This is a genomic window from Bradyrhizobium erythrophlei, assembly GCF_900129425.1.
GTDB lineage: Bacteria > Pseudomonadota > Alphaproteobacteria > Rhizobiales > Xanthobacteraceae > Bradyrhizobium > Bradyrhizobium erythrophlei_C.
Map to the genome: position 1 here is coordinate 9,014,242 of NZ_LT670817.1, position 12,976 is coordinate 9,027,217.

General features: G+C 62.7%; 8 protein-coding genes. 2 read left to right on the plus strand and 6 right to left on the minus strand.

The features are described from left to right. Positions 1–4: 4 nt before the first annotated feature. Entirely contained in the window at positions 5–2,113 is a 2,109-nt protein-coding gene (locus tag B5527_RS42885) for a S9 family peptidase (protein ID WP_245332450.1), read from the minus strand. Between the two features lie 307 nt (positions 2,114–2,420). Here B5527_RS42885 and B5527_RS42890 point away from each other — a divergent pair, with 307 nt between their 5' ends. Both B5527_RS42890 and B5527_RS42895 read left to right on the plus strand, forming a co-directional pair. Continuing rightward, positions 2,421–3,857: an MBOAT family O-acyltransferase gene (locus B5527_RS42890; protein WP_079606884.1), complete on the plus strand. Its 1,437-nt coding sequence runs from the start codon at positions 2,421–2,423 to the stop codon at positions 3,855–3,857. Then, positions 3,857–4,972 (plus strand): hypothetical protein, encoded by a 1,116-nt coding sequence (locus B5527_RS42895; protein WP_079606885.1) that lies wholly within the window; start codon positions 3,857–3,859, stop codon positions 4,970–4,972. The genes B5527_RS42890 and B5527_RS42895 overlap by 1 nt, the downstream gene beginning before the upstream one ends. Before the next feature lie 311 nt (positions 4,973–5,283). On the opposite strand, the gene B5527_RS42900 is transcribed toward B5527_RS42895, so the two are convergent. The 5 genes from B5527_RS42900 to B5527_RS42920 all read right to left on the minus strand — a co-directional run bounded on the left by B5527_RS42900 (position 5,284) and on the right by B5527_RS42920 (position 12,862). Next, positions 5,284–7,002 carry an ABC transporter permease gene (locus tag B5527_RS42900; protein WP_079606886.1) on the minus strand — a complete coding sequence of 573 codons (1,719 nt, stop codon included), beginning with the start codon at positions 7,000–7,002 and terminating at the stop codon, positions 5,284–5,286. Positions 7,003–7,332: 330 nt separating this feature from the next. Then, on the minus strand, positions 7,333–8,394 hold the full coding sequence (locus B5527_RS42905; protein WP_079606887.1) for an ABC transporter substrate-binding protein: 1,062 nt from the start codon (positions 8,392–8,394) through the stop codon (positions 7,333–7,335). A gap of 338 nt (positions 8,395–8,732) precedes the next feature. Next, positions 8,733–9,800, minus strand: a complete 1,068-nt coding sequence (locus tag B5527_RS42910; protein ID WP_079606888.1) for an extracellular solute-binding protein — start codon at positions 9,798–9,800, stop codon at positions 8,733–8,735. A gap of 24 nt (positions 9,801–9,824) precedes the next feature. Next, the gene (locus tag B5527_RS42915) at positions 9,825–10,886 is read right to left on the minus strand and encodes an ABC transporter ATP-binding protein (RefSeq protein WP_079606889.1); all 1,062 of its coding nucleotides are present in this window, start codon (positions 10,884–10,886) and stop codon (positions 9,825–9,827) included. A 788-nt stretch (positions 10,887–11,674) separates the two neighbouring features. After that, positions 11,675–12,862 (minus strand): pyridoxal-phosphate-dependent aminotransferase family protein, encoded by a 1,188-nt coding sequence (locus B5527_RS42920; RefSeq protein ID WP_079606890.1) that lies wholly within the window; start codon positions 12,860–12,862, stop codon positions 11,675–11,677. Positions 12,863–12,976: the final 114 nt, after the last annotated feature.

The window sequence follows — 12,976 nt, forward strand, 5'->3', positions numbered from 1 at the left end:
CGGGCTACGAAGCGGCCATCCCCACCGCCCACAATGCAAAGGCATAGGCGATGGCGACTTCGTCGAGGCGGTGGAAGCGGCCGGAGGCGCCGCCGTGGCCGGCGCCCATATTGGTACGCAACAGCACCGGGCCGCCTGACGTCATGGTGGCGCGTAGCCGCGCGATCCATTTCGCCGGCTCCCAATAGGTGACGCGCGGATCGGTTAGCCCGGCCATCGCCAGGATCGCCGGATAGTGCTTCGCCGCGACATTGTCGTAGGGAGAGTATGATAAAATGGTGTTGAAGTCGGCTTCGCTTTCGATCGGGTTGCCCCATTCCGGCCACTCCGGCGGCGTCAGCGGCAGGGTGTCGTCGAGCATGGTATTGAGCACGTCGACGAACGGCACCTCGGCGACGATGCCGGCAAACAATCCGCCGGCGCGGTTGGCGACCGCGCCCATCAGCATGCCGCCGGCGCTGCCGCCATGGCCGACGATGCGTTTGGCGCTGGTGTAGCGCGCATCGATCAGCGCCCGGCCGCAGCTTGCGAAATCGTCGAAGCTGTTGGTCTTCTTGTCGCGCTTGCCGTCGAGATACCAGCCCCAGCCCTTGTCCGAACCGCCGCGGATATGCGCGATCGCATAGACAAAGCCGCGATCGACCAGCGACAGCCGGTTGGCGGAAAACGACGCCGGCATCGCCATCCCGTAGGAGCCGTAGCCGTACAGCAACAGCGGCGCGGTGCCGTCGCGCACGAGATCCCGGCGGTGCAGAATCGAAACCGGCACCCTGGCGCCGTCATGCGAGGTCGCTGTGATCCGTGTGGTGACGTAGTCGGCCGGGTTGTGGCCGGAGGGAATTTCCTGCCGCTTGCGCAAAATGCGCGTGCGGCTGGCCATGTCGTAATCATAGACTTCCGACGGCGTCGTCATCGACGAATAGGAGAAGCGCAGATTGGTCGTGTCGAATTCGTAGCCGCCCATGGTGTCCAGCGAATAGGCCGCTTCGGCGAACGCGATGTCGTGCTCCTTGCCGGTCGCGAGGTCGCGGATAATGATCGCGGGCAGCGCGTTGGCGCGCTCCAGCCGCACCAGATGACCGGCGTAAAGCTCGATGTCGATGACATAGACGCCTTCGCGGTACGGGATCAGGTCGCGCCAGTTGGCGCGCGCGGGCGCGTCCAGCGGCGCGGTGACGATCTTGAAGTCGATGGCGCCATCGGCATTGGTGAGAATGAACAGCTCATCGCCACGGTCGGCGACCGAATATTGCACGCCCTGTTCGCGCGCGGCGACAAGGCGCGGCGGCGCATCGAGATCGGCAATATCGATCAGCCGCTGCTCGGAGGTTTCGTGGTCGCCGCCGGCGATCACGCAGAAGCGGCCGCTCGAGCTTTCATGGATATGCGTGAACCAGCCGGCGTCCTGCTCTTCGTAGACCAGGACATCGTCCGCCTGCGGCGTGCCCAGGCGATGACGCCAGACCTGCATCGGCCGGTGGTTGTCGTCGAGTTTTACGTAGAAGAACGCCGTGGCGTCCGCGCTCCACACCACGGCGCCGTCGGTTTCCTCGACCAGATCGTCGCGGTCCGCGCCATCAGCCCAGTCGCGCACCCGGATCGAGAAATATTCCGAGCCCTTGATGTCCGCGCTCCACGCCTCGAGCCGGTGATCCGGCGAATGCCGCGCGCCGCCGAATCTGAAATATTCCTGATTTTCCGCAAGCTGGTCGCCATCGAGGATGATCTCGGTCTCGCCGCCGTCGCGCGCGGAGCGGCCGAACAATTCATGCTGGCCGCCGTCGCGGAATCGCCGGAAATACGCGAAAGGGCCGTCCGGCGCCGGCACGCTGGAATCGTCTTCCTTGATCCGCCCGCGCATTTCCGCAACCAGCGTCTTTTGCAGGGAAGCGGTGTGGCCGAGCAGGCTTTCGGTGTAATCGTTTTCGGATTCGAGATAGTTTCGGATATCCGCGTCCAGCACCGAGGGATCGCGCAGCACTTCCTGCCAGTTTGGGTCCTTCAGCCAAGCATAGTCGTCGACCACGGTGATGCCGTGCCGCGTGAATGAATGCGGCCGGCGCGGCGCCACCGGTGCCGGCTGGGAAATCTTTGGGTTTAACGTTGGTGTCACTCGGTCCTCATTCACTCTTCGGAAAACGCCGCCACTTTGCATATTGGGTCCCAAGGCACGGATTGCCAGAACCGCCGCCCATGCGCCAGAGGCGCGCGCGGCTTGTTGACCCGCGGGTTGTATGGTTAGGCTTTCCGGCCAGCGCGAGGGTCTGACGCCAACGCAGCCCACGGAATCGGGCTTTGCAGGGGAAGCCCGTCATGCCCGGCCTTATGCCGGGCATCCACGTCTTCCCTTCAATGGCGCAAAGGACGTGGATGGCCGGGACGAAGCCCGGCCATGACGGGAAAGCTGAGACTGGGAACCGATGCTCTTCAATTCCTACGCGTTCATTTTTCTGTTCCTGCCGATCGCCTTGCTCGGCTATTTCGTGCTCGGCCGGGTCGGCAATCTGGCGCCAGTAATATGGCTGGCGCTGGCGTCGCTGGCGTTTTACTCGGTCAGCAACTGGCAGTTCGTGGCTCTGCTGCTGGCGTCGATCGCGTTCAATTATGTCATCGGCTGGCTGTTGATTTCAAAGCATCTGCGCCCCGGCCCACGATTTGCGGTGCTGACGGTCGGGGTCGCGGGGGATCTTCTGGTGCTCGGCTATTTCAAATATGCCGGCTTCCTGGCCGCCAACCTCAACGCGCTGTTCTCGACCGGCCTTACCGTCAACATTCTGCTCCCTGTGGGGATCTCGTTCTACACATTCACCCAGATCGCGTTCCTGGTCGATGCCTACCGGGGCCAGGTCGCGCATTACGCGCTGCCGCATTACGCGCTGTTCGTCAGCTATTTTCCGCATCTGATCGCGGGGCCGATCCTGCACCACAAGGACATGATCCCGCAGTTCGAGCGCGCGGAATCAAAGCGGCCGGATCCGCATCTGATCTTGTGCGGCCTGATCATTTTCGCGATCGGCCTGTTCAAGAAGACCTGCCTCGCCGACGGCATCCAGCCGCTGGTCACGCTCGCCTTCGGCCCGGCGCCCCCCTCTTTCGATCAGGCCTGGATCGGCGCGCTGGCCTATACCTTCCAGCTTTATTTCGATTTCTCCGGCTATTCGGACATGGCGATCGGAATTTCCCTGATGTTCGGCATCTTCCTGCCGCTCAATTTCAATTCGCCCTACAAGGCCCAAAACATCATCGATTTCTGGCGGCGCTGGCACATGACGCTGTCGCAGTTCCTGCGCGACTACCTCTATATCCCGCTCGGCGGCAACCGGCGTGGCCGCGTGTTGCGCTACGTCAATTTGATGGTGACGATGGCGCTTGGCGGCCTCTGGCACGGCGCGGCCTGGACCTTTGTCGCCTGGGGCGTGCTGCATGGCGTCTACCTCTGCATCAATCACGCGTGGAACAATTACGGCCCGGCGGTGGCGCCACGCTTCACGCGGCTCGCTAACCTGGCCGCGTTCGCTCTGACGTTTTTGGCGGTTGTCGTGGCCTGGGTATTGTTTCGCGCCGACAGCATGGCGTCGGCGATCTCGATCCTGACGAAGATGGCCAGCCCCTCGCAGATCGTGCTCGGCCGCGTCGAAATGGCTTACAGCGTATTCATTGTCGCCTATGCCGCGCTCGCCTGGCTGGCGCCGAACACGCAAACCATCATGGGCTACGACCACACCAATCGAACCGTCGGCGAGGCGCTCGGCCGATGGCAGAAGCGCCCGGCCTTCCTCTATGCCACCGCCGCCGTGCTGGCTTTCGGGATTCTCGGAATCCAGCAGCACAGCGAATTCATCTATTTCAGGTTCTGATGACGGGTCCGGCCAAGAATCTGCTGCGGTTCCTGGGCGCCAGTGCGCTGGTCATGCTGGCGGCGGCCGCGCTCAATTTTGTCGTTGATCCGCTGCAGCTGTTTCGGCCGGCGCGGCTGTTTGCCGCGATGTATTCGCCCGACAGCCGGATGCAGGACGCCGGACTGATCCGCAGCCAGGACTTCGACACGGTATTCATGGGCACCTCGCTGGCGATTCACTTTCGGCAGAGCGATATCGATCGCGTGCTCGGCGTCCACTCGCTGAAGCTGGCGATGACCGGCTCGGACTCCCACGAGCAAAGTTTTGTCGTTGCCGCAGCGCTGCAGCGACATCCCAGGCGCGTGATCTGGCAAATCGACGACTGGATCTTCCGTGATGCGCCGGAGATCGACAGCGACGTCTATATTCCCGCCGATCTCTACCGGAGAAATATCAGGGGCGTCGCGGGATATCTTTTCAGCGGCGCGATGGCGCGGGAGTCGGCGTGGATCCTGGCTCGGTCGATTCCGCCGCTGGAGCCGGTGGTGGCGCGGCTGACCAACGGCGTCATGTTCAAATTCCCGATCTCCCGCGTCGACGACATCAACACCCTTCGGCCCAATGTCGACGTCGCCGAGGCCTATAACGCCAGGAGAGCGATGACTTCGTTTTCGAACGTCACCGCGCTTTCGCACCGCGGTTTTCTGGCCGACGGATACGATTACGACGCGATGGTCCGAAACTTCGAGCGCGATGCCGTTGCCCTGGTCGAAAAATATCCGGACGTCAAATTCGACTTTTATTTTCCGCCCTATTCGATCCTGCAATGGGCGGCGATGCGGGACGCGTCGCCGGCGACGCTGAAGATCGTGTACGACTTTTCAGGCTATATCAGCCGGCGGCTGGCGCAATTTCCCAATGCCAGCCTGCATGATTTCCGCGAGGCCGAGGAAACCACGCACGACCTGAACAATTATGCCGACGTGGTTCATCATTCGCCGGTGGTCGACCTGAGAATTCTGGGCTGGCTCGCGGACGGAAAATACCTCGTCGACCGCGCGGCGCCGACGGCCCCGCTCGACCGGCTCAAGGCGCAGGTCGAAGCGTATCGGGTGGGTGACGTTGGGCGGTAGCGATCCTGCATCTCTTCGTTCAAAGCGAAGTGGTGCGAATGGATTATTTCGTCATGGCCGGGCTGCGCGCGAAGCGCGTCTTCGCGCAGATGTCCCGGCCATCCACGTCTTTTCCGCGGGCTGCACCGTCAAGACGTGGATGCCCGGCACAAGGCCGGGCATGACGAGATTCTTCAGAGCGGTAGCCCGATTACCTCATCCTGAGGAGCGCGCGCTGGCGCGCGTCTCGAAGGATGAGAGGGCTCCGGCCTTCATGGTTCGAGACGCGCAAGATGCGCTCCTCACCATGAGGAACGAACGGCGGCGCTAGCCTAATTCCTCAACCTTGTCCCGGTATTGGCGCCGAACATCGGGATCTGGTTGACGGCGAGCACCACCGCGAAGGTGATGACCAGCATGGCGATACCCAGCACCGAAATCGCGGCGAGATCGCCGCTTTCGTTGAGATCGTAAATCAGCACGGACAGCACCTTGGTCTGCGAGGTGAACAGTATGATCGCCGCCGACAATTCGCGCATCACGCCGATGAAGATGAAGCACCAGGTCGCAATCACGCCGGTGCGCAACAGCGGGGCTGTGATCTGGCGCAGCGACTGCAGCCGCGTCGCGCCGAGAATGCGGCTGGCGTCCTCCAGTTCGGGATGGATGGTGGCGAACGCCGCCTGCAATTGCTGATAGGCCGACGGCAGATTGATGGTCAGGAACGCGATCAGGAGGATCCAGAGCGTGCCGTAGAGCACGAAGGGCGGCCTGGTGTAGCTGAGGAACAGCCCGACGCCGAGCACGATGCCGGGCACGGCGACCGGGGCGGTGGCGAGAAAGCCGAGGATCCGCGAGCCTGCGATCACGCGCCGCGTGGTGACATAGGCAATGACCAGCGCGAGCAGGGTGCCGATGGTCGCGGTCGCGGTGCCCAGGATCACGGTGTTCTTGAGCGCGAGTTGCGTCGAGGACAATTCGGTGAACACGAACACGACGTTGTGCAGCGTCAACGTCGACGGCGTCACCAGCGTGGTCGCGTTCGGCGAGAACGCGGCGTTGAGGAGTGCGAAATACGGCAGGAACACCGGGCTGAGCAGGATCGCGAGGCAAAACGCCAACGCCGGCCAGCGCCACCCGCCCATCTCGACGCGGCGCGGCGCGCCATATTTGCCGCCGACCACCGAATAGCCGCGGCGGCCCAGAATGAACTTCTGTGCCTGCAGCAGCAGGATGGTCAAAACCAAAAGCGGCACCGCGGCGGCGGCGGCCAGATCGAGTTTCGGCGGGTACTGGAACAGGCTCCAGATTTTTGTGGTCATGGTGTGGAAGCCGGCGGGCAGTGCCAGGATGGCCGGGGAGCCGAACAGGGTCATGGCCTGCAGAAACGCGATCAGGGCGCCGGCGACCAGCGCCGGCAGCGCCAAGGGAATGGTGACGCGCCGCGCCGTGGTCCAGGCCTTGCCGCCGAGGATGGCGGAGGCGTCTTCGAGTTCGCCGGGCATATTGTCGAGCGCATTGGCGACCAGCACGAACACGAAGGGGAAGGTGTAGCAGGAGATCACAAAGATGATCCCGGTCATCGAATAGATGTTGAACAGATGCTCGTCCGACTCGGCGCCGGTCACGAACCGAAACAGCTGATTGAGCAATCCGCTGTTGGGCGCCGCCAGCAATTCCCAGGCGATGGCGCCGAGAAACGGCGGCGTCACGAACGAGGCGGTGACCAGCGCGCGGATGAACTGCCGCCCCGGCATGTCGGTGCGCGACACCAGCCATCCCATCGGCGCCGCGACCAGGCAGCACAGGAAGGCGGACGTGGTTGCGATGATGGCGGTGGTCATCAGCGGATCGAGGAAATCCGGATCGGTGAACAGCGTGACGAAATTCTGCAGCGTCAGGTGATTGGCCTTGTCGGTGACGCTGTAGACCGCAAGCCAGGACAGCGGCAGTACGATCAGCGCGATCAGACACGCCGCGAACAGCCACAGCACCGGCTTGGTCCAGTCGAACTTGCCGCGCGTGCCGTCGATGGTGGTCGTGATGGTCATGCTGTTCTCAATCTTTGATTTTGCGCGCACCGCTTGGGGTGTTCTCCTTCCCCCGCCGATGATGCGTTCCCTCCCCCCTTGTGGGGGAGGGTTAGGGAGGGGGGTGAGCCGCACACACCGAATTCGCGGCTACCCCCCTCTCCAGCTCTCCCCCACAAGGGGGGAGAGGGCAGAGCACGCCTGATGGCTGCCATTCGATGTCCAATCGACGAGTACACTCGCTTCTTGGCCGCGGGTGTTGTCGTCATTCCGGGGCGCACGAAGTGCGAACCCGGAATCTCGAGATTCCGGGTCTGGTCCTTTGGACCATCCCGGAATGACGAGCAAGGCTCACACCCGAAACAGCTTGGCATAGCGGGTCTTGATCTCTTCGGTCATTTTCTCGACGCCGGCGGCGTCTTCTTTCATCAGCTTGATGTCGGAGATCTTGCGGCGGCCCGGTTTCGACTGCACCTGCGCATGCACCGAATACTGCGCCGTGAAGTCGATGAAGAATTGCTGGGTCTCCCTGGTGTGCAGCCAGGCCTGGAACAGCCGGGCGGCGTTGGGATGCGGCGCGCTCACGAATATGCCGGTCGGACCCGAGATCGTCGGTGTTCCCTCCGTCGGGTACACCGGTTCGACCGGCTGGCCGGCTTCCTTCAGCAGCACGATGCCGTAATCGTTGCCGTCGGCCATGACAGCGCGCTCGCCCAGCGAAAGCTTCTTCGGTGGATCGGTCGACGACTGCACCTGCATCACGCGCTGCTTCGACAGCTTCTCCAGATAATCCCAGCCGAATTCGCGGACCAACTGGAAGGTCGCCGTCATGATGGTGCCGCTATAGGCCGGATGGCCCTTGACCATCTTGCCGGCCCAGCGGGGGTCGAGCAGGTCGGCGAAGCTTTTGGGGGCGTCGTCGGGCTTCACGAGATTGGTGTTATAGGCAATCGATGACAGCCAGATCCGGGACGTTGCGGACATCCCGTCGGGATCGCGATATTCCGGCATGAAATGCTGCGCGATATCCTCCGATACGAACGGCGCCAGCCAGCCGTTTCTCTTCCACGTAATGAAGTGCGAAGCGTCAGAGCTGTTGATCACGTCGGCGGCGTGGATGTTGCTCGCGAATTCCTGGTCGACCCGCTGAAACAGCCGTTCCGAGCCTGAGCGCTCGACCTGCACCTGGATATCCGGATATTTCGCCTCGAAGGCCTTGCCGAGCTTCTCGCCGACCGGCAGGTCCATCGCGGAATACAGGATCACCTTGCCTTCCTTGCGCGCCGCGTCGATCAGCGCGGGCGTGATCGCCGTCGGCTCCGGCGCGGCGGCTTTCAGCGGGGCGGCGAATACCGTAAGCCCAAGCGCGGCCGAGCCTTTGACCAGGTCACGTCGGCTTATGGTCTTTCGCATCGTGCAGGCTCCCTGAGTCTGTGTTGAATTGGAATCATTACCGCTCATGGTTCGAGACGCGCGGCGTCGCCGCGCTCCTCACCATGAGGATCCGGAGCTCGCCGTGAGTACCTCCGGACCTCATCCTGAGGAGCGGCCACCTGGCCGCGTCTCGAAGGATGGCCGCGAGTCCGCACGTTGCGTCCATCCTTCGAGACGCTTGCTTCGCAAGCTCCTCAGGATGAGGTCCGAATCCTTCACACGCTCTGAGGCGCGCTCGGCGGCGCAATTGCGCCGCTGGCTCGCGCGCGTCTCGAAGGATGACGCCGCCCGACGAGAAACGCCTATCGGCTCGCCTATTACACATGAAAAATCTTCTGATAGCGCGCCTTGATCTGTTCGCTCTGCTTTTCCGCGCCTTCGGCGTCTTCCCGCATCAGCTTGATGTCGGCGAGCGGCTTGCGGCCCGGCTTCTCCTTGACCTGCGCATGCAGCGAGCGCAGGCCGCCGGCCTCGATCACGATCGCCTGCGCTTCCGGGCTGAAGCAGTAATTCTGGAACAGTTTTGCCGCGTTGGGATTCGGCGCCGCCTTGAAGATGCCGTTGGGACCGATGATGAAAGGCGTGCCCTCGGCAGGATAGATTGTCTCGACCGGCTGGCCGGATTCCTTGAGCAGGAAGACATTGTATTCGGTACCGTCGGCCATCACGCTGCGCTCGCCGAGCGAAAGCTTCTTCGGCGGGTCGGTCGCCGACTGAACCTGCATGATGTTTTGTTTGGCGAGATTCTCGTAGAAATCCCAGCCGATGTCGCGGACCATCTCGAACGTCGCGGTCAGGATCGTTCCGCTGTAGCCGGGGTGCGCCTTGACGATCTTGCCCTTCCATTTGGGGTCGAGCAGTTCCTTGAAGCTCGCCGGCGCCGCTTCGGCCTTCACCAGTTTGGTGTTGTAGGCCATTGGGCTCAACGTGGCGCGAAAGCCGGCATAGGTGCCGTCGGCGTCGCGGTGCTCGGGCTTGTAATGCTTCGCCACGTCCTCGGGCACGTAGGGCAGCAGCATGCCCTGCTTCTTCCAGGTCAGCAAATGGGAGGCGTCGGACGAATTGACGACGTCGACCGCGTGGACATTGCTGGCGTATTCCTGGCCGATGCGCTGAAACACCCGCTCGGCGCCGGTCCGCTCGACCCGGACCTCGACGCCGCCGAATTTCTCCTTGAAGGAGCCGGCGATTTTTTCCGCGACCGCAAGATCGATCGCGGTGTACCAGACCACCTTGCCTTCCTTCTTCGCCGCCTCGATCAGTTGCGGCGTGATTGCCTCGGCCGGCGGCGCCTCGGCGCGAACCGGAGACGCGAACACGGTGCCGAGCGCAAGCGCGGTCGAGCTCCTGAGAATGTCGCGTCTGGAAAGTCCTTGTCTCCGCATCGCGTGCTCTTCCTTCGTTTGTTGCTATCGGCTCAGCGCGCGGCAGCGTTCCGGCGGCAAAGTGAGCCAGACTTGGGTGCCCCGGGGAACCGGGCTCTCGGTCGATGTAACGATGCGCAAGGTCGTACCATCAGGCGTTTCCACCATGTAGTCGCGGCTGGCGCCGAGAAAGACCTGGCGCGTCACGGTGGCCTTGATGGTGTTCTCCCGGTTTTGCGGCGCTTGCGTTGAAAGCTGGATGTCGTGCTGGCGGATGGCCACCGCCGTATCCTGGCCCGGTGTGAGCTTCGCGCCCACCACCCGCAAGGTCGCGTCGGCAAACGCGACGTGATTGTCGTCGCGGGCGGTGCCCTTGATCACATTGCTGGCGCCGATGAAGCGGGCGACGAATTCCGATTGCGGCCGGTCGTAGATATCCTCGGGCGTGCCGAGCTGATCGATCTTGCCCGAATTCATCACCGCGATCAGGTCGGCGGTGGTCATCGCCTCGGACTGGTCGTGGGTGACGTAAACCGTGGTGTAGCGGTATTCGTCATGCAGCCGTCGAATTTCAAAACGCATCTCCTCGCGCAGATTGGCGTCGAGGTTGGACAAGGGTTCGTCGAGCAGCAGCGTCTCCGGTTCCACGATCAGCGCGCGGGCCAGCGCCACGCGCTGCTGCTGTCCGCCGGACAATTCGCCGGGATAGCGCTGCGCCAGGATTTCGAGTTTTGTGGCTTTCAGGATCACGTCGAGCTTTTTTGCGATGGTCGCGCGGTCGATTTTGCGCAAACGAAGCCCGTAAACGATATTTTCCGCGACCGTCATGTGCGGCCACAGCGCGTAGCTCTGGAAAATCATCGACATCTTGCGCTGTTCGGGCGGCAGGGTGCGCGCTTTCGACGACACCAGGCGGTCGCCGACATGGATCTCGCCGTCGGAGGGCTCGAGGAAGCCGGCGAGCAGCCGCAGCGTCGTGGTTTTGCCGCAGCCCGAGGGGCCTAACAGGCAGACCAGCTGCCCGTGATCAATCCGCAGCGAGACATCATCAACGACCGCCAACGATCCAAATCGCCTGGTCAGGCCGCGCAAATCAACGGACGCCAATCAAATTCCTCCCTAAACTTGCGCCGTTGTCGGCCTTCTTATTTATCGCTGGATCAATATGCACGAATAAAGCGGCGCCGAAAAGGCTGGCACGCCTAAAGTCTGATGCGCTTGAGCCTGCCACATTCTCCAGCAAGAGAAGAATGTAAAGAAGCGGTGCCAGTCGCAACGCCCTCTCCCCTTGCGGGAGAGGGCATCACAAGCGCCAACCACAAATTCAGTGGGGTGAGGGGTTGGCTCAGCGGACAAATAGCCCGCGGATAGAACCCCTCATCCGGCAGCCTTCGGCTGCCACCTTCTCCCGCAAGGGGAGAAGGGAACAAGCACTGCTTATGCCCCCACATTTTCGCCGAGCCAGTCGATAAGAGAAGAATGTAAAGAAGCGGTGCCAGTCGCAATGCCCTCTCCCCTTGCGGGAGAGGGCATCACAAGCGCCAACCACAAATTCAGTGGGGTGAGGGGTTGGCTCAGCGGACAAATAGCCCGCGGATAGAACCCCTCATCCGGCAGCCTTCGGCTGCCACCTTCTCCCGCAAGGGGAGAAGGGAACAAGCACTGCTTATGCCCCCACACTTTCGCCGAGCCAGTCGATAAGAGAAGAATGTAAGGAAGCGGTGCCGGTCGCAACGCCCTCTCCCCTTGCGGGAGAGGGCATCACAAGCGCCAACCACAAATTCAGTGGGGTGAGGGGTTGGCTCAGCGGACAAATAGCCCGCGGATAGAACCCCTCATCCGGCAGCCTTCGGCTGCCACCTTCTCCCACACGGGGAGAAGGGAACAAGCACTGCTTACGCCCCCACACTCTCGCCTAGCCAATCGATAGCGGCCTCGATGCCGCCCTTGCCGTGCGGGATATTGAGCGCATTGAGGGCGACTTCGATGACGCCGAGGGTTCCCAGGATCATCGGCGCGTTGACGTGGCCCATATGGGCGATCCGGAACGCCTGGCCCTGCAGTTCGCCGATCCCGACGCCGAGCACCACGCCGCATTTCTCCTTGCAATAGCGATGCAGCGCCACCGGATCGTGGCCGTTGGACATGACGACGGTCGTGACCGTGTTCGACCGTTCGGCGGGTTCGGCGATGTTGAAGCCGAGCACCTGGCCCTCGGCCCAGACCGCGACCGCGCGCCGCACCGCTTCGGCCAGCAGGCGATGGCGCAGGAATACGTTTTCGAGTTTTTCATCGAACAGCATGTCGATCGCCTGGCGCAGCGCGAACAACAGATGCACCGGTGCGGTACCGGAATATTTTCGGTAATGCTCGGCGCCTTCGCGTTCGCTCCAGTCCCAGTAGGGTGTGCGCAGTCCTGCCGTCTTGTGCACTTCGCGGGCGCGCGCGTTGGCGGCGACGAAGCCGAGGCCGGGCGGCGCCATCAGGCCCTTCTGCGATCCGGACATCGCGACATCGATGCCCCAGGCATCCATCTCTAACGGCATGCAGCCGAGCGAAGCCACAGCATCGACCATGAACAGCGCCGGATGGCCCGAAGCCTTGATCGCCTTGCCGATCGCTTCGATGTCGTTGATGGCGCCGGAAGCCGTATCGACCTGCACGGCAAGGATCGCCTTGATGGTGTGGTCCTTGTCCAGCCGTAGCCGGGCCTCGACTTCGGCGGGGCGTATCGCGCGGCGCCAGTCGCCCTTCAGCACTTCGACCTCGACACCCATCGCGGTCGCGGCGTGGCCCCAGCCGATCGCGAACCGGCCGCTTTCCAGCACCAGGATCTTGTCGCCGCGCGACAGCACATTGCTGAGCACCGCTTCCCAGGCGCCGTGGCCATTGGCGATATAGATGTAGGAGTGACCCTTGGTCGCGAACAATCTGGAGAGATCGCGCAACAGGCTGTCGGTCATCTCGATCATCTGGTCGGAATAGATGTCGAGCGCCGGGCGGTGCATCGCCCGCAGCACCTCGTCGGGCATGGTGGTGGGTCCGGGGATTGCCAGGAATTCCCGGCCGGCGCGAACGGCCATTTTCGTTATTCCTTGTGGATAGGCTCCGGGAAGGGATGCCGGGGAATGGCGGGAAATTCAAGCCAAGTCTTCGTCATTCCGGGGCGATGCCGACGGGTCCGCGCGCAGCGCGGC